This is a genomic window from Sphingobium sp. EM0848, assembly GCF_013375555.1.
Lineage (GTDB): Bacteria > Pseudomonadota > Alphaproteobacteria > Sphingomonadales > Sphingomonadaceae > Sphingobium.
The window spans coordinates 848,478-865,219 of sequence record NZ_JABXWB010000001.1; the positions used below are offsets into that span (position 1 = coordinate 848,478).

The 16,742-nt window shown below is 64.7% G+C and carries 22 protein-coding genes; 11 read left to right on the top strand and 11 right to left on the bottom strand.

Annotated elements, in window-relative coordinates; all coding sequences use genetic code 11:
* Positions 1–54 precede the first annotated feature (54 nt).
* The 6 genes from crcB (at position 55) to HUK73_RS04110 (ending at position 4,162) form a co-directional block, all read left to right on the top strand.
* Entirely contained in the window at positions 55–438 is a 384-nt protein-coding gene (gene crcB / locus HUK73_RS04085; protein WP_176590758.1) for a fluoride efflux transporter CrcB, read from the top strand.
* Positions 435–1,739, top strand: coding sequence for an RluA family pseudouridine synthase (locus HUK73_RS04090; protein WP_176590759.1), 1,305 nt, complete (start codon positions 435–437; stop codon positions 1,737–1,739). The genes crcB and HUK73_RS04090 overlap by 4 nt, the downstream gene beginning before the upstream one ends.
* Complete coding sequence (locus HUK73_RS04095; RefSeq protein WP_176590760.1) at positions 1,736–2,395, top strand: HAD-IA family hydrolase; 660 nt, start codon at positions 1,736–1,738, stop codon at positions 2,393–2,395. The genes HUK73_RS04090 and HUK73_RS04095 overlap by 4 nt, the downstream gene beginning before the upstream one ends.
* Positions 2,392–2,649 (top strand): hypothetical protein, encoded by a 258-nt coding sequence (locus HUK73_RS04100; RefSeq protein WP_176590761.1) that lies wholly within the window; start codon positions 2,392–2,394, stop codon positions 2,647–2,649. Before HUK73_RS04095 ends, HUK73_RS04100 begins: the two co-directional genes overlap by 4 nt.
* Positions 2,646–3,341, top strand: coding sequence for an ATP12 family chaperone protein (locus HUK73_RS04105; RefSeq protein WP_176590762.1), 696 nt, complete (start codon positions 2,646–2,648; stop codon positions 3,339–3,341). Before HUK73_RS04100 ends, HUK73_RS04105 begins: the two co-directional genes overlap by 4 nt.
* A gap of 101 nt (positions 3,342–3,442) precedes the next feature.
* Positions 3,443–4,162 carry a hypothetical protein gene (locus tag HUK73_RS04110; RefSeq protein WP_176590763.1) on the top strand — a complete coding sequence of 240 codons (720 nt, stop codon included), beginning with the start codon at positions 3,443–3,445 and terminating at the stop codon, positions 4,160–4,162.
* Positions 4,163–4,219: 57 nt separating this feature from the next.
* On the opposite strand, the gene HUK73_RS04115 is transcribed toward HUK73_RS04110, so the two are convergent.
* From HUK73_RS04115 to HUK73_RS04125, 3 genes are all read right to left on the bottom strand, one after another.
* Positions 4,220–4,894 (bottom strand): murein L,D-transpeptidase catalytic domain family protein, encoded by a 675-nt coding sequence (locus HUK73_RS04115; RefSeq protein ID WP_176590764.1) that lies wholly within the window; start codon positions 4,892–4,894, stop codon positions 4,220–4,222.
* 123 nt (positions 4,895–5,017) lie between these two features.
* A complete protein-coding gene (locus HUK73_RS04120; protein WP_176590765.1) occupies positions 5,018–5,314 on the bottom strand; it encodes a hypothetical protein in 297 nt (98 codons plus the stop codon).
* A gap of 6 nt (positions 5,315–5,320) precedes the next feature.
* On the bottom strand, positions 5,321–6,778 hold the full coding sequence (locus tag HUK73_RS04125) for a L,D-transpeptidase family protein (RefSeq protein ID WP_176590766.1): 1,458 nt from the start codon (positions 6,776–6,778) through the stop codon (positions 5,321–5,323).
* A 58-nt stretch (positions 6,779–6,836) separates the two neighbouring features.
* On the opposite strand from HUK73_RS04125, the gene HUK73_RS04130 reads away from it, so the two are divergent.
* A complete protein-coding gene (locus HUK73_RS04130; RefSeq protein WP_176592807.1) occupies positions 6,837–7,751 on the top strand; it encodes a histone deacetylase in 915 nt (304 codons plus the stop codon).
* 19 nt (positions 7,752–7,770) lie between these two features.
* Here HUK73_RS04130 and HUK73_RS04135 read toward each other — a convergent pair whose 3' ends face one another.
* The 6 genes from HUK73_RS04135 to hisB all read right to left on the bottom strand — a co-directional run bounded on the left by HUK73_RS04135 (position 7,771) and on the right by hisB (position 11,539).
* Positions 7,771–8,352, bottom strand: a complete 582-nt coding sequence (locus HUK73_RS04135; RefSeq protein WP_176590767.1) for a hypothetical protein — start codon at positions 8,350–8,352, stop codon at positions 7,771–7,773.
* Between the two features lie 84 nt (positions 8,353–8,436).
* On the bottom strand, positions 8,437–8,757 hold the full coding sequence (locus HUK73_RS04140; protein ID WP_176590768.1) for a phosphoribosyl-ATP diphosphatase: 321 nt from the start codon (positions 8,755–8,757) through the stop codon (positions 8,437–8,439).
* Between the two features lie 80 nt (positions 8,758–8,837).
* Positions 8,838–9,602: an imidazole glycerol phosphate synthase subunit HisF gene (gene hisF / locus HUK73_RS04145; RefSeq protein WP_176590769.1), complete on the bottom strand. Its 765-nt coding sequence runs from the start codon at positions 9,600–9,602 to the stop codon at positions 8,838–8,840.
* A 1-nt stretch (position 9,603) separates the two neighbouring features.
* Entirely contained in the window at positions 9,604–10,341 is a 738-nt protein-coding gene (hisA, locus tag HUK73_RS04150) for a 1-(5-phosphoribosyl)-5-[(5-phosphoribosylamino)methylideneamino]imidazole-4-carboxamide isomerase (RefSeq protein WP_176590770.1), read from the bottom strand.
* Positions 10,338–10,955, bottom strand: a complete 618-nt coding sequence (gene hisH / locus HUK73_RS04155) for an imidazole glycerol phosphate synthase subunit HisH (RefSeq protein WP_176590771.1) — start codon at positions 10,953–10,955, stop codon at positions 10,338–10,340. Before hisH ends, hisA begins: the two co-directional genes overlap by 4 nt.
* Complete coding sequence (hisB, locus tag HUK73_RS04160) at positions 10,952–11,539, bottom strand: imidazoleglycerol-phosphate dehydratase HisB (protein ID WP_176590772.1); 588 nt, start codon at positions 11,537–11,539, stop codon at positions 10,952–10,954. The genes hisH and hisB overlap by 4 nt, the downstream gene beginning before the upstream one ends.
* Positions 11,540–11,638: 99 nt before the next feature.
* Between hisB and HUK73_RS04165 the strand changes: the two genes are divergently transcribed.
* The 4 genes from HUK73_RS04165 (at position 11,639) to gmk (ending at position 14,736) form a co-directional block, all read left to right on the top strand.
* Positions 11,639–12,115, top strand: coding sequence for an SspB family protein (locus HUK73_RS04165; protein WP_176590773.1), 477 nt, complete (start codon positions 11,639–11,641; stop codon positions 12,113–12,115).
* Between the two features lie 66 nt (positions 12,116–12,181).
* The gene (gene fumC, locus HUK73_RS04170) at positions 12,182–13,567 is read left to right on the top strand and encodes a class II fumarate hydratase (RefSeq protein ID WP_176590774.1); all 1,386 of its coding nucleotides are present in this window, start codon (positions 12,182–12,184) and stop codon (positions 13,565–13,567) included.
* Positions 13,568–13,616: 49 nt separating this feature from the next.
* The gene (locus HUK73_RS04175; protein ID WP_176590775.1) at positions 13,617–13,955 is read left to right on the top strand and encodes a hypothetical protein; all 339 of its coding nucleotides are present in this window, start codon (positions 13,617–13,619) and stop codon (positions 13,953–13,955) included.
* A gap of 115 nt (positions 13,956–14,070) precedes the next feature.
* On the top strand, positions 14,071–14,736 hold the full coding sequence (gmk, locus tag HUK73_RS04180) for a guanylate kinase (protein WP_176590776.1): 666 nt from the start codon (positions 14,071–14,073) through the stop codon (positions 14,734–14,736).
* Positions 14,737–14,743: 7 nt separating this feature from the next.
* On the opposite strand, the gene HUK73_RS04185 is transcribed toward gmk, so the two are convergent.
* On the bottom strand, positions 14,744–15,811 hold the full coding sequence (locus HUK73_RS04185) for an SAM-dependent methyltransferase (RefSeq protein ID WP_176590777.1): 1,068 nt from the start codon (positions 15,809–15,811) through the stop codon (positions 14,744–14,746).
* Positions 15,801–16,667 (bottom strand): prolipoprotein diacylglyceryl transferase, encoded by an 867-nt coding sequence (lgt, locus tag HUK73_RS04190; RefSeq protein ID WP_176590778.1) that lies wholly within the window; start codon positions 16,665–16,667, stop codon positions 15,801–15,803. The genes HUK73_RS04185 and lgt overlap by 11 nt, the downstream gene beginning before the upstream one ends.
* Positions 16,668–16,742 lie beyond the last annotated feature (75 nt).

The window sequence follows — 16,742 nt, forward strand, 5'->3', positions numbered from 1 at the left end:
TCCTTTCCAATGATCGCTTCCCAATGCCGCCAAAAATGCTCTAGGGCGGGCGGCATGATCAATATCTTCCTCGTCATGGCAGGCGGCGCCGTTGGATCGGCGCTGCGCTATCTGCTCGGGCGTCTCGCAGGCCAGTTGCTTCCCGGCGCCCTGTGGCCCTGGGGCACCTATGCGGCCAATATCGTCGGCGGCTTTGCCATGGGCCTGCTGGCGGGCTTCCTTGCGCGCTTCAATACCGGGCCGGGCGAACCGATCCGTCTGCTGCTGGCCGTGGGCGTGTTGGGCGGCTTCACCACCTTCTCCTCCTTCAGCCTTGAGACGGTGCTGATGATCGAGCGCGGGCAGTTGGGCATGGCGCTGGCCTATGCCGCCTTTTCCGTCATCGGCGCAGTCGGCGCGCTGGCCGGCGGCCTTGCCATTATGAGGAGCGTAGCATGAAGGGGAAATCCTCCGGCCCGTCGCGGGGCGGCCCCCGCAAGCCCGGCGCTGCTCCGCAAGGCCGCGCTCGCGGCGCAGTGAAGGCGGCCCGCGCCCGCAAGCCCGATGCCCCCAAACCTGCGCCCAAGGCAGCGGCCAAAGCCGCGCCTGCCAAGGCGTCCCCGGCCAAGGGCGTCTCGCTGGACGTGCGCCAGTTTCGCGTGGGCGCGGATGATGACGGAATCCGGCTCGACCGCTGGTTCCAGCGGCATCTGCCCGATATCGGCTTCAACACCGTGTCGCGCTGGGCGCGCACCGGCCAGCTTCGCGTCGATGGAGCGCGCGCGGCGCCTGGCGACCGCGTTGCGGAAGGTCAGGCCATCCGGGTTCCTCCCGCCGAGCCCAAGGCCGCTGAGAGAGCCAGGCCCAAGCGTGTCCGCCCGGAACTGACCGACGATCAGGTCGCTTTCGCGCAGAGTCTGGTCATTCATCGCGACGCGCAGGCCATCGTCATCAACAAGCCGCCGGGCCTCGCCACGCAGGGCGGGACCAAGACCGACGATCATGTCGACGGGCTGCTGGATGCGCTGGAGTTCGAACTGGACCAGCGTCCCAAGCTGGTCCACCGGCTCGACAAGGACACGTCCGGCGCGTTGCTGATCGCGCGCACGGCGCGTTCGGCCGCCTTTTTCGCCAAGGCTTTTTCCAGCCGCACGGCGCGCAAGGTCTATTGGGCCATCGTCATGGGCGTCCCCTCCATCGAGGACGGCATGATCGAACTGCCGATCGCCAAGCAGCCCGGCACCGGCGGCGAGAAAATGCATGTGGATGAGGAGGAGGGGCTGCCCGCCCGTTCGCGTTATCGTGTGATCGAGCGTGCGGGCAACCGTGCCGCCTGGGTCGAGCTGCAACCCTATACCGGGCGGACCCACCAGCTTCGCGTTCATATGGCGGCGATCGGCCACCCTATCGTGGGCGACGGCAAATATGGCGGCAAGGAAGCCTTTTTGAGCGGCACGATCAGCCGCAAGATGCACCTCCATGCCCGCCGCATCCGGGTGGATCATCCCGATGGCGATCGCGTCGATGTACGCGCGGAGCTTCCCGATCATTTCGCGGCCAGTCTTGTCTCGCTGGGCTTCGACATCCATGCTGGTGATCTGCCGCTGGATGAGGAGGTTGCGCGCAAACCGACCCGCGAGGATGAGAAAAAGGCTGCCCGCGCCCATGCCAAGCAGATTCGCAAGGGCCGCAAGGGCGAACGCCGCGCACGCGGTTCGACCGGCGGCGCAAAGAGCGGTGGAGGCCAGCGCAGGAAATGAGCAACCGTCTGGCCGTGTTCGATTGCGACGGCACGCTGGTCGACAGCCAGCATAGCATCTGCACGGCCATGATCCGCGCCTTTGAGGGCGAAAAACTGGTCCCGCCCGATCGTGCGACGATCCTGTCCGTGGTGGGCCTGTCGCTGCCGCTCGCCATGGCGCGGCTGCTTCCGCAGGCGGACGCGGCCTATCACGATCATCTGGCGGAGGGGTACAAGCTCGCCTTCCGGCAATTGCGCCGTGAAAACGCCGTGTCGGAGCCACTTTATCCGGGCATTGCCGATCTGATCCGCGAACTGGATGCCGATGGCTGGCTGCTGGGCGTCGCCACCGGCAAGTCCGACCGGGGCCTTAATCTCTGCCTCAGCCATCATGGCATTCATGCGCATTTCGTGACGCTCCAGACCGCGGATCGTCACCCGTCCAAGCCGCATCCCTCAATGCTGCTGACGGCCATGGCGGAGGCGGGCGCGTCGCCGGAAAGCACGGTCATGATCGGTGACACCAGCTTCGACATCGACATGGCTCTGGCGGCGGGCACCCGCGCGCTGGGCGTCGGCTGGGGTTATCACACGCCGCAGGATCTGGTCGCGGCGGGCGCGCACAGCGTGGCGATGGACAGCGAAGAATTGCGCGGCCATATCCACGCCCGATGACCGAAATTCCACCGATCCCGCCCGTCGATCCTGAGAAGGTCGCCCGCCAGCGCTTCTTCGCATTGGGTCTGTTCCGCCTGTCCGGCGCGCTGCTGGTGATGTTCGGTTTCCTCGTGCTGATGCAGCGATTCCATTGGGTTCAGGGCAGCAAGGCCAAGGCGATGGGGGCGATCTTCGTGGTCGTGGGCCTGTTCCAGTTCGTCATTGTGCCCCGCCTGTTGCTGGCATTGTTCCGAAAGCCTCCAATATCATGAAACGCTTCTACAAGGATGTCAGCGTCGTTCCCACCGATGGCGGGTTCGAGATCCGGCTCGATGGCCGGCCCGTCCGCACTCCCGCCCGCGCGCCGCTGGCCTTGCCCAATGCCATGCTGGCCGAGGCCATTGCCGAGGAATGGCGCGCGCAGGGCGAGACGATCGATCCGCGCTCCATGCCCTTCACCGGCCTTGCCAATGGCGCCATCGACCAGATCGCGCCCAATCGCGAGAGTTTCGCCAGCGGCATTGCCCGCTATGGCGAGAGTGATCTGCTCTGCTACCGCGCCGAAGGGCCGGGGGAACTGATCGCCCGTGAGGCGGCCGCCTGGGACCCGCTGCTGGATTGGGCGCGTCATCGCTATGATGTGACCTTTGTCGTGACGCAGGGCATCATCCCTGTCGCCCAGCCTGTCGAGACGCTGGAGCGGCTGGACGCTGCGGTGGCTGCGCTCGATCCGTTCACGCTTGCGGGTCTGTCCACGTTGGTCACGCTTTCCGGCTCGCTGGTTTGCGGCCTCGCCATTGTCGAGGGTGGGCATGACGCCGAGCTGATCTGGACGGCAGCCGAAATCGATGAGGCGTGGGAAGTCGAGCAATGGGGCGAGGATGCCGAAGCGGCCGCCCGTTCAGCGCAGCGTCGAAACGAATTTGCCATGGCGCGAGCTTTTTGCGGGATGACCCGAGCCTGATCGGGTGGGATCGGCGGTCTATCTCTGGTCAATTGTCAGGGCAGGGCGCGGGGAGGTGCCCTGCACCTATTTTGGATGAAATCTCCAAGGAGACCTTGACCTTGTCCCGTTCCTTCATTGCTGCCCTGTTGACTGTTTCCGCCTCTCTGGCGCTGGCCGCCCCGGCAGTCGCCCAACAGGCCGCTGCTCCCGCCGCCAGCCCGATGACCTCGCAGCAGATCGCCGCCTTCAATCAGGCGGTCACGGACTTCACCGCCGGCCAGACCGCCCAGCAGGCAGGCGACAACGGCACCGCCGCCGCCAAATATAACGCCGCGCTCCCCGCCATCCGTGATGCAGTGGCGGCCGATCCGGGCAAGATCGAGAATGTGAACTTCCTGGCCAATGCGCTTTATGCCGATGCGGCTGCACAGGGCGCGCTGGGCAAGATGGACAGGGTGATCGCCCTCTACACCGAATCCGCGCCCCATTGGCGCAAGCTGGTCGAGGCCAAGCCGACCGATGCCGCCAGCCGGAACATCTTCGCTGGCATATTGATCCAGATGGGCAATCAGAAACTCGCCTCTCAGGACAAGATCGGCGCCGATCCGCTCTACAGGGAAGCGCTGACGCTGGCGCGCAGATCGGTGGCGGAAAACGGTACGGATGCGGTGAGCAGGAACGTCCTGTTGTCCGCGCTGATCGGCGCCAGCCAGACCGCCAACGACCCGGCGCTGACCAACGAAGCGCTGAGCATGGGCAAGGCGATGTTGAGCGACGGGTCGATCGACGCGATGAACAAGCCTTCTATCGAGGCGATGACCAGCGCCAGGGCGGGGTGATTTGGGTGTCGGCCGGGACGCTTGTCTCGGCCGGCCTTTTCAAAGGCGGCGTGCCCCTCAGGCCCCGATGATCTTGTCGGCGTAAAGCAGCCGCCCGGGTCCGACCAGCCCGATGAACTGCGGCAACATATGGCGGGCGAGCGCGAAGCAGCCTTCGCTGCGCCCGATCTTGCCCCAGGTCGCGATATGATCCTCGCTCACATAATCCGCGCCATGCACGACGATGGCGCGGATTTCGGCATTATTGTTCTGAGGGTCCAGCCCCATCAGGCGGATGGCGCGGCCGTGCTGCCCTTCATAGATTTCGCCCGTCTTGAACGCGCCCGAACAACTGGCCAGCGAATTGGGTTCGTTGGAGAAGCTCTGAAGCCATCCCGAATGTTCCGGGTCCGACCCCCGGCCATGGGCCACCAGATAGGAACTGGCCTGCCCGCCGATCAGATCGACCACATGAAAGCGCAATTCACGCGAGGGAGCGTTGAAATCGGCCAGCGCAACACGGTCGCGCAGTTCGAACAGATGCCCGTGCTGGTCTAGCGCGGCCTTGGCCCGCTCCAGCAATTTTGCATAGGGCTGCGCCGCCAGCGGCCCGGTGGGAATCGGACGCGGCGTTGCCGGCACAGGGAATTTGGGCAGCGTTTCGCCCAGCGAAGCGGCCCGACCCGCACTGTCGGCAAGAAAGGAAAAAGCCAGTCCGCTCAAGGCGAGCTTGGTAAAACTACGACGATCCATGCACCCAATATAGCAAATGCGCGCCACTGCTCCAAGGGCAGGGCGATCAGGCCCAGCCCATTGATGTGGCATTTGACGGGAAAGTCGACCTGTCGTCCCGTTTCCGGGACGAGGTGCAGGCCCTTACTGAGTCGAGTTGCTCGATTGACCCACCTCATCCCGGCTAAGGCGGGATGTCATGCCGGTGGCGGCGGCGTCATCCTCGATCTGCTGCTGTTCCGAAATGCTGGGCGGCGGCGCGGGCTGGGGCGCGACGGCGTTGTTGCTCGGCTCCGGCACGGGGGCCGCTTCCGGTTCGTTGACGATCACATTTTCGACCGGCGGCTCGACCAGATTATTGGTCGGCGCCTGCTCTTCCTTCTTGCCGCAGGCTGCGAGGGCGAGCGTCCCGGCAAGGGCGATAAGGGCGAATTTGCGCATGAAAAATCAGTCCTTGGATGCAATGGAGGCCGCAGGCGCGGCGGTCGGGTCGACGCGGCGGCTGGACGCCTCGATCTTGGCGGCGAGCAGCTTGTCCCAGCCATAGGGGTCGGAACGGAAGCTCATCGTGCCGTTATTGCTGGCAAAAGCGGTCCAGTAGAGCAGATAGACCGCCACCTGCTTGGGCAGAGACACGCGCTGGGTCTTGCCCGTGTCGATCAGCGACTGGATCTGCCCGGCCAGATCGGGGTCGCCCGCGACCATCAGTTCAGCCAGCGGCACCGGCTTTTCCAGACGGATGCAGCCATGGCTGGCCAGCCGGTCATAGCTGGAGAATTTCGCCCGCGACGGCGTATCGTGCAGATAGACGGCAAAGGGATTGTTGAAGTCGAACTTCAATCGTCCAAGCGCGCTGCCCGGCCCGGCGGGTTGCACGATCCGCTCGCCGGTTTCAGGCGTCCCGACGATCTTGTAGCCCTGCCGGATCAGCGTGGCGCGCCCCTTGGGCCACAATTCGCGCTTGGCGATGGAGGCGGGGACGTTCCACGGCGGATTGACGACGATCGAATGGATGCTGGAGGACAGCATCGGCGTCGCATTGTCGGGCGAACCCGTCACCGCGCGCATCGATGTCACGGGCTGATCGCCCTCGAACACCGTCAGCACGGCGGCGGCGATGTTCACCTGAACGCGGTTGACCGGCAATTCGCGCGGCATCCAGCGCCAGCGTTCCATATTCGCCATGATCGCGGCGATGCGATCGTCGACGGGCACGTTCAGTTCCTTGAGCGTCCGGGCGTCGAGCAGGCCGGTGGGGTTGAGGCCGTAGCGCCGCTGCGCCCGCTGCAACACCTCGACCAGCTTTTCGCCGGGCGCGACGCTCCTGTCCTCGATGGCGATGCGCGCCCGCACCACGTCGGGGGAGGATTGCGCGGTCAGCGTGGGCCAGCCGCCCGCGTCGCGAATCCGCTCATAATTGGCGAGACCCTTGCGCAGCCCGTCATAGCCTGAATAGGGCGGCGTCAGATTAAGCGCCCATTGCGGCAGCCGATCTTCGCCGAGTGCCTTGGCCAGACCGGGGCGCGGATCGAAGGGAGCAGGGCGCAGCGCCCAGATTTCCAGGAAGTCCGCCGTGTCGACGCGGCCGGTGCTGAGCGCCCGCGCACGGTCCAGTGCCGCGGACATCAGGGCATCGCCCTTGAGGTCGCCGGTCGCCTTGCTGCGCGCCATCAGCCCCTGCTGCGTGCCGCCCTTCAACCAGTCGTTGAGCCAGCGCTCCTGCGCGGCGGTCGGCTGGGGCAGCGGAACCGGAGGCGGCGGCGTCACGATGGACGGCGGCAGGATCACCTGCGGCTGCGGGGCCGGCAATGTCGGCGTGGCCGCCGGAGGTTGCGCCAGCGCCGGCACAGCAATCGTGCCAAGCAGGGAAAGAACGGAAAAATGGATCAATTTGGGACGCTTCATGCTGGACCAGATAGCGCAAAGCCCGCATCGTTCAAACTCGAAGATAGCGGAAAAGATGATGCTGCACGTCGTTCACCATCCGGCCTATGTCTCTCCTGCAACAGGGGGCAGTTCCTTTCGCTTCGATAAATATGGGCTGGTGATGGAAGCGCTGAGCATGGCGGGTGCGCCCTTTACCGTGCATGAACCTTCTCCCATGCCGCGCCGCTGGATCGAGGCGGTGCACGATCCTGCCTATGTCGAGCAGGTCGCGACGCTGAGCGTACCGCCGGAGAAGGAGCGCCGCATCGGCTTTGCCGTGACGGAGCGGGTGATGCGCCGTTCGATGCTTTCGCCCGGCGGCACCTGGGCGGCGGCGCGGCTGGCGATGGTGCATGGCTATGCAGCGAACGCGGCGGGCGGGAGCCATCATGCGCTGCATGACAGCGGCGCGGGCTATTGCGTGTTCAACGACCTGGCCATCGCGGCCAACCGGCTGATCGAGGAGGGGGATGCGCGGCGGATATTGATCCTGGATCTGGATGTGCATCAGGGTGACGGGACGGCGGCGCTGATGGCGGGGAGGGATGATGTTTTTACGTTCTCGATTCATGCCGAGAAGAATTTTCCGGTCCGCAAGGCGCGGTCCACGCTGGACATAGGGCTGCCCGATGGGACCGAGGATGAAGCCTATATGGCAGCGTTGAGTGGAGTGCTGCTGGGCGTCTTGGACGATTTTAGGCCTGATCTCATCTTGTATCAGGCCGGGGTCGATCCCCATGCCGACGATCGGCTCGGCCGATTGTCGCTGAGCGATGCCGGGCTGGATCGCCGCGACCGCACCGTCATGCGCGCCGCGAGGAGCCGGGGCATCCCGCTCGCCAGCACCATGGGCGGTGGATATGGCGAGGATCGCATGGCTGTTGCCCGGCGGCATGCGGATTGCATGATCCGATTGGCGGAAGAAAACGGAATGATGATGATGATGCGGTGAGGGGGCGGAATCGAGCAGCCTAATGCATCGTCTGTCCGTTCCCCGGCTGTGAAGCGGAGGCGTTCCTGCCCTCCATCAGCTTCGCCGCGATCAGGCCTGCCGCCGTCAGCGCGATGAAATCGCTGAAGGCGAGATAGAGGATATATCCCCAGGGCGCATGGTTGAACACGGCCTGCCCGACATGCAGCCACAGCACGGCAACCAGTGCGAACATGATGCTCAGCCGTGCGCGCACGCCGAAATCGCTGCTCACAAAGCGCAGCATCAGCGCGATCAGAAGGCCCACGACCAATGCCAGCATCAGTCCGCCGATCAAGGCTCCGGGGTCCGTCACCGGAAAGCCGCTATTATTGTAGAAGACCATCGCCACCGGCCCCTTGCCATAGAGCACGGTGCCTTGCGCGGTCGCCGGATCGGGAATCACATAGACGCCGGTGCCCGATGGGGTCAGCGTCTGCGCCATGGCGGCTTGCAGCGCGCCGCTCGCTCCGGCGTCCGCGCGATGAAAGGCAAGCGCGCTGAGTGGCGTGCCCCAGAAGATGAACCCGACAAGATACATGGCGACTCCGCCGATCAGGCCGCCCAATATGGTCTTGATCATATGCCCTCCTGTCCTCTCCTGAAATGAGAGGCTGAAGGACAAAGGCCGGATCGGCAACAGTTTTTCGCGTCCGGCCGGGTCGGATCAATCGGCTGGGCGCGAAGCCTTTTCCGCGATCCCCGAAACGCCTTCGCGCCGGTCCAGTTCATCCAGCACATCGTCGAGCGATATGTCGAGATCCGCCAGCAGCACGATGAGGTGGAACAGCAGGTCCGCGCTTTCCCCGATTGCGCCCTCACGGTCGGATGCCATGGCGGCGATCACCGTCTCCACGGCCTCCTCACCCACTTTCTGGGCGATCTTGCCGCGTCCCTTGGCGGTCAGCTTGGCCACATAGCTTTGGGAAGGGTCAGCCTGCCGCCGCTGGCGGATGGTCCGTTCAAGATCGAAAAGGGTCGCGCGCATGGCGCCATCAAGCGCCGCGCGCGCGGGCCGTCAAATGAAAACTGATTTCTTCCCCACTCACGGGCGACGAAAAGCTGCGTTCAGCCCGCCCGGACGGGCACGCCTGCCGCCGCAAGCGCCTGATGCGCCTCAGCAATAGTGTGTTGACCGAAGTGAAATATGGAGGCCGCCAGCACGGCGCTGGCATGGCCTTCGATCACGCCCTCCACCAGATGCTCCAGCGTACCGACGCCGCCGCTGGCGATCACCGGGACCGACACCGCATCGGCAATGGCGCGGGTGAGGGCAAGGTCGTAGCCCGCCTTGGTCCCGTCCCCGTCCATGGAGGTGACGAGCAGTTCTCCCGCGCCCAGTTCCGCCAGCCGGATCGCATGCTCCAGCGCGTCGATGCCGGTCGGTTTGCGCCCGCCATGGGTGAAGATTTCCCACCGGCCTTCTCCGACCCGCCGCGCATCGACGGAGCCGACGATGCACTGGCTGCCGAAGCGGTCGGCGATGTCGGCGACGACTTCGGGCCGGGCGACGGCGGCGCTGTTCACCGCCACCTTGTCCGCGCCCGCGAGCAGCAGCGCCCGCGCATCCTCCGGGCTGCGCACGCCGCCGCCGACCGTCACTGGCATGAAGCAGACCTCTGCGGTCCGCCGCACCACGTCGAGGATCGTGCCGCGCGCCTCATGGGTCGCGGTGATGTCGAGGAAGCAGAGTTCGTCCGCCCCGGCCGCGTCATAGATCTTGGCCTGCTCGACCGGATCGCCCGCATCGCGCAGATCGACGAAATTGACGCCCTTGACCACCCGGCCATTGGCGACGTCGAGGCAGGGAATGACGCGGGTGCGGACGGTCATCTTATGCCGCCGCCTGCGCCACGGCCAGCGCGGTCTTGAGGTCCAGCCGCCCGTCATAGAGCGCCCGGCCGGTGATCACGCCCTCAATGCCTTCATCGGCGTGGAGGCTGAGGATGCGGATATCCGCGATCCCCGCCACGCCGCCGCTGGCGATCACCGGAATGTCGGTGGCGCGCGCCAGATCGACGGTCGCCTCGATATTGCAGCCCTTGAGCAGGCCGTCGCGGCCGACATCGGTGAAGAGCAGGCTGGCGACGCCCGCATCCTCGAACCGGCGGGCAAGGTCGACGACCGGCATGTCGGACTTTTCGGCCCAGCCGTCGGTCGCGACAAAGCCGTCGCGTGCATCGACCGCGACGACGATGCCGCCGGGGAAGTCGCGGGCGGCCGCCTTGACGAATTCAGGGTCCTTCAGCGCTGCCGTGCCGATCACGATGCGCGAGGCGCCAAGGTCGAACCAGCGCTCCACCGCTTCGCGATTGCGGATGCCGCCGCCCAGTTGCACATGGCCCGGAAAGGCTTCGACGATCGCCTCGACCGCTTCGGCATTGACCGCGTGACCGGCAAAGCTGCCGTCGAGATCGACGACATGCAGATGTTGGGCGCCCGCCTGCGCGAACAGTTGCGCCTGTGCGGCGGGATTATCGCCATAGACGGTGGCGCGGTTCATGTCGCCCTCCGCCAGACGGACGACCTGTCCGCCCTTGAGGTCGATTGCGGGAAAAACGATGAGGCTCATGGACGCCACTCCAGAAAGCGGGAAAGGAAGGAAAGGCCATAGCTTTGGCTCTTTTCCGGGTGGAACTGGCAGCCGATGATCGTATCGCGCGCCACTGCGGCGACCAGCGGGCCGCCATGATCGGTCACGGCGGCGATATGATCGTTCTGCGCCACGTCGAAATGATAGCTGTGCAGGAAATAGGCTTCCCCCGCCTCCAGCAACGGCGGGTTGCCGCGCAGGGTCACGTCGTTCCAGCCCATATGCGGCACCTTGATCGCCGGGTCCTTCGGTTCGATCAGCCGCACGGTGCCGGGAATCCAGCCCAGCCCCTCATGTCGCCCGAATTCCTCCCCGGCATCGGCCAGCAATTGCATGCCCACGCACACGCCCAGAAAGGGCACGCCGCGCCGGTGCACGGCTTCGTTCATCGCCTCCACCATGCCGGGAATCGCGACCAGCGCATCGCGGCAGGCGCGGAAGGCGCCCACGCCGGGCAGGACGATGCGGTCCGCCTTCGCCACCAGATCGGCGTCGGCGGTGATGACGGCATTGTCCGCTCCCGCCTTGCGCAGGGCGTTATGCACCGAATGAAGGTTGCCCGCGCCGTAATCGATCAGGGCCAGAATGGTCACAGCATCCCCTTGGTCGACGGGATGGCGTCGGCCTTGCGCGGGTCGATCTCCACCGCCTGCCGCAGCGCGCGGGCCAGCCCCTTGAAGCAGCTTTCCACGATATGGTGGTTGTTGCTGCCGTAGAAATTTTCGATGTGCAGCGTGATCCCAGCCGCCTGCGCGAAGCTGTGGAAGAAATGCTCGATCATTTCCGTGTCCCATTCGCCGATGCGCTGCACGGTGAAGGGGGCCTTGAACACCAGCCAGGGGCGGCCCGAAATGTCGAGCGATACGCGGGTCAGCGTTTCGTCCATCGGGGAATAGACGCTGCCGTAGCGGGAAATGCCGCGCTTGTCGCCCAGCGCCTTGGCAATCGCCTCGCCAATGGCGATAGCGGTGTCCTCGGTCGTGTGGTGCTGGTCCACATGAAGATCGCCGACTGTCTTCACATTCATGTCGATCAGCGAGTGGCGGGACAGCTGCTCGATCATATGGTCGAGGAAGCCAATGCCCGTCGAAACGGTATAGATGCCGGTGCCGTCGAGGTTGACGGTCACGTCGATCTGCGTTTCCGCAGTGTTGCGGTGAATGTCGGCCGTGCGCATGGCTGCGCCCTATACCGAAGTGGGGGCGGCATGCAATGTGGTGTTGAATGTGCCGGGGCGCACTTGACCAGCGCCACGGCGTCGTTAGGACAATGGCGCATGAGTGACGACCTGCCCGACAGCCTGATTCCCTATGACGAAATCGTGCAGGAAGCCCTGCGTGCCGTGGTCGGCCGCGTGCTGGGCGAAGTCCAGCAATCGGGCGGTCTGCCGGGCGTGCATCATTTCTACATCACCTTCAAGACTCAGGCGCCCGGAGTCGATATTCCCCGCCATCTGGTCGAACGCTTTCCCGATGAGATGACCATCGTCCTCCAGAATAAATTCTGGGACCTGAAGGTCAGCGACGATGCGTTCGGCGTCAGCCTGACCTTCAACCAGGTTGCGGCGCATCTGCAGATTCCCTTTGCCGCGATCACGGCTTTCGTCGATCCGGCGGTGAATTTCGCGCTTCAGTTCCAGGTTCAGTCCGACACGGCGCCCGAACCGCATGAAGAGGCGGAAAACGACGCGCCGCAGGTGACGAAGGAAGACGGCTCCAATGTCGTCACGGTGGATTTCGGAAAGAAGAAATAAGCGCTGGAATCGGAGCGTACAGCTCCCCAGATTGGCGGCGCCCCATCATCAAGGGAGTGCCCGATCTTGAGCGATAGCCGCACAGAGTCCGATAGCATCGGCGTCATAGACGTTCCGGCCAGCGCCTATTGGGGCGCCCAGACCCAGCGCAGCATAGAGAATTTCCCCTTTGGCGCCCATGAGCGGATGCCGATCGGCATCGTCCATGCGCTGGCGATCGTGAAACAGGCCGCGGCGCGGGTGAACCGGGGCCATGGGCTCGACTCGGATCTGGCCAATGCGATCGAGGCGGCAGCCGCCCAGGTGATCGAAGGGCGTCATGACGATCAGTTCCCGCTCGTCATCTGGCAGACGGGCAGCGGCACCCAGTCCAACATGAATGTGAACGAGGTGATCGCGGGAATCGCCAATGAGGCGCTGACCGGCAAGCGCGGCGGGAAAAGTCCGGTTCATCCCAACGACCATGTGAATATGAGCCAGTCGTCCAACGACAGCTTTCCCACGGCCCTGCATATCGCGGCGGCACGGGCGGTGACGGGGCGGCTTTTTCCGGCGTTGGACCGGCTTCATGCGGCGCTCGATGCCAAGGCTGCCGCCTGGAACGGCATCGTGAAGATCGGGCGCACCCATTTGCAGGATGCGACGCCGCTGACATTGGGGCAGGAATTTTCCGGCTACGTCCATCAACTCTACCGCAGTCGCAAGCGGATCGAGCCGGCGGTCCTGCATGGCATGATGGCTCTGGCGCAGGGGGGCACGGCGGTCGGCACCGGGCTGAATGCGCCCAAAGGCTTCGACGTGGCGATTGCGCAGGAAATCGGCGTGCTGACCGGCCTGCCGTTCCGCACCGCCGACAACAAGTTCGAGGCGCTGGCCTCCAACGATCCGCTGGTGCATCTGTCCTCCACCCTCGCGACGCTGGCCGTGGCGCTGACCAAGATCGCCAATGACATCCGCCTGCTCGGGTCCGGGCCGCGATCCGGCCTTGGCGAACTGGACCTGCCCGCCAATGAGCCGGGCAGCTCGATCATGCCGGGCAAGGTCAATCCGACCCAGTGCGAGATGCTGACCATGGTGGCCGCGCAGGTCATCGGCAATCATCAGGCGGTGACTGTCGGCGGGCTGCAGGGCCATATGGAGCTCAATGTCTTCAAGCCGCTGATCGGGGCTGCGGTGCTGCGCTCGATCCATCTGCTCAGCGTCGGGATGGACAGTTTCGCGGAACGCTGCATCGAGGGGCTGGAGGCGAATGAGAAACGGATCGCCGAACTGGTCGACAGGTCACTGATGCTGGTGACGGCGCTGGCGCCGGAGATCGGCTATGACAATGCGGCGAAGATCGCCAAATATGCGCATGTCCAGGGGTTGACGCTCAAGGAAGCGGGGCTGGCTTTGGGGCTGGTCGATGAAGCGACCTTCGACCGGCTGGTGCGGCCGGAGAATATGGTCTGATCCAGATCAACATGGTGGAACCGACTGATATGCGGTACATTAACGCCTTATGAAAAAGAAAATCGATCAGGCGCCGACCAAGGGCCGTCCGCCGCGCAAGTCCAGTCTGCTGCAAAAGGCGGCGCGTGTCGGGGCGACGGTGGTGGCGGCGCGGGTCGCGGCGGATACCGGCAAGAAGGGTGTGATCGGGCTGTTGGCGGGCATGGGCGCCAAGCGGCTGATCATGCGCTATCCGGCGGGCGCGCTGTTCGTGACGGGCGCCTATATGGCGGGCAAGCTTTATGAGGCGAAGCGGGAGGCTGATCGGAAGCGCCAGGCCAAGGCTTTGCCGGACCAGAGCGCCCAACCCATATTGATCGAGGAAGCGCGCAAGGCCCGCAAAGGATAGAGTTCGTTTGGAAAATGCGCGAAAGCGCATTTTCGGTGCCGCAAATCCGGTTACAGCCAATAAACGCCCCGATAGTTCCTCTTGCCAAATGCCGTCCATGGCGGCACTAGCGGCCATGGCCGACAGCACCTCCATCGAGACGCCCGATTTCAAGCGCCGCGGCGTCCTTTTCGTTCTTTCATCGCCCTCCGGCGCCGGCAAATCCACCATTGCGCACAAATTGCTTGCCGCCGAGCCGGATCTGGCGATGTCGGTATCCGCGACCACGCGGCCGATGCGGCCGGGCGAGGTCGAGGGCAAGGATTATCATTTCGTCGATCTGGAGGAATTCCGGCGGATGACCGCCGATCATGAGTTCCTTGAATGGGCGCATGTTTTCGGCCAGCGCTATGGCACGCCGCGCGCGCCGGTCGAGGCGATGCTGAAGAGCGGGCGGGACGTGCTGTTCGACATCGACTGGCAGGGCGCGCAGCAATTGCACCAGATTGCGGGCGGTGACGTGGTGCGCGTGTTCATCCTGCCGCCGTCGATGGAGGAACTGGAGCGGCGTCTGCGCGGGCGGGCGACCGACAGCGAGGAAGTGATCGAGGGCCGCATGTCGCGTGCAGCGGGTGAGATCGCGCATTGGGACGGCTATGATTATGTCCTCTGCAATGTCGATGCGGAGGATTGCTTCCAGCGGGTGCAGACGATCCTGCATGCCGAACGGATGAAGCGCAGCCGCCAGACCGGCCTGATCGGCTTTATCCGCCGCCTGAGCCGCTATCATCAGGAGGATTGAGGGCTTTTCAGCCCTCAAAACCCGCCGGGTCTGCCCAGTCGGGGTGAACCCAGGCCATCGCCTTGAACAGCGTTCCCATGGCGTCATCGGCCGTCAGCCGGTGGCGGGCAGCCTCCACCTCTTCCGCGCGGGCGGGAGCGGTGCGGCTAAGCTGGTCGGCGCGGGCGTCTATGCCAAGCTGGCGCAGGAACGCGCCCTGACCGACGGTTCGCGTCACCCGAAGCCCGGCCTGACGCGCCATATTGCCGAGCATGGTGAAATCGACATGGGTGGTAAGGTCGCTTTCGCCCGGCTCCAGAAAAGGATCGGCGAAACGATGCGCACGGACCGCCTGGAGTGTGTCGCCGGTGGCGGGGCCTTCATAGCCATAGTCGATGATGATTGCGGCGCCGCCCTGCCGCAGGATGCGATGGGCCAGTTCGAGCGCAATGGCCGACCCGGCGAGCGGCATTTCCAGAATCGTGCCTTCCGGCGCGTCGGCAGCCATGGTGGGGATGCCGGCTTCGACACGGCGATAGCCGGCCATGGGGGCGAAGCGATCCGGTTCGTCGGGATCGGGCCGGACGACCACCCGCTCGCGCCACTCGTCGCCTGTGCGGACCAGTTGCCGAACGGGCAGCGCGTCGAAAAATTCATTGGCGACCACCAGCAGCGGCCCTTGTTCGGGCAGGCCGGAAACGGCGTCATGATGGAGGACATTGGGGACCAGCGCCCGCTGCCTTTCCCGCAGGCTGGGGCTGGTTTCGACGAAATGGACCCGGGGATGGAGCGCCGCACTGGCCATGGCCCGCAGCGCGTCGGAGGCCAAAGTGCCGCGACCGGGGCCGAGTTCGACATAATTTATTTCCGGACGGCTGCCCGATCGCATCCAGACGTCGGCGAGGCAGAGGCCGATCAACTCCCCGAACATCTGGCTGATTTCGGGGGCTGTGGTGAAATCGCCCGCCGCGCCGAGAGGGTCGCGGGTGCCGTAATAATGCTGGTTCGCCTCCGCCATATAATGGGCGACCGAAATCGGGCCGCCCGACGCAATCTGGCGCGCCAGCCGCTCTGAAAGGCTGAGTTCAGCTGACACTCGCGCTGCCTGCGATCGGTTCCACCCTGACCCGACGCCCCTTGGCGGTGACGATCAGGTAGAGGCCGCCAAGGATCATCGGCACGCAGAGCCACTGGCCCATGTGCAGGCCAGTGCGGGCGGCGAATTCCATAAGCTGGGCGTCGGCTTCGCGGAAATATTCGACGCCGAAGCGGAAGATGCCGTAGCAGAAGAGGAATATGCCCACGAGCATGCCGGGCTTGTAGCGGGCGCGGGTCCTCCAGAAGGCGAAGGCGAGGATCAGGAACAGCACGATGCCTTCGAAAAAGGCCTCGTAAAGCTGGCTGGGGTGGCGAGGGAAGGGGCCGCCGGTCGGGAAGATCATCGCCCAGGGCACGTCGGTTTCCTTGCCCCACAATTCCCCGTTCACGAAATTGGCGAGACGGCCGAAGAACAGACCGAAGGGAACGCAGCAGGCGACGAAATCATGGATGCGCAGCCAACTCAGCTTTTCCTTGCGCGCCATGTATAGGATGCCGAGCGACACGCCGATCGCGCCGCCATGGAAGGACATGCCGCCATTCCACAGCTTGAAGATGTCCAACGGATGCTGGAGGATTTCCGGCTGGTAGAAGAAGACATAGGCCAGCCGCCCGCCGATGATGATGCCCAGCGTTGCGTAGAAGATCATGTCGTCGGCATGGCGGCGCGCCATGGGCGAGCCGGGCTGGGCGATCAGCTTCAGCAGATACCAGTAGCCGATCAGGATGCCCGCCAGATAGGCGAGGCTGTACCATTTCAGCGTGAAGAAGCCGAGGTCGAGCGCGACCGGGCTGAGGCCGAGCTGGTCGAAACGGATGGCGCCGGATGCGGCGGCGGCAAGGTCAAGGATCAAGTCTTCGTTCCCCTTGGGAATATTGCTGCCGCCATAGAGCAAGGCGGGGGAGGGAGAAAGGGGTGATAGGATTTG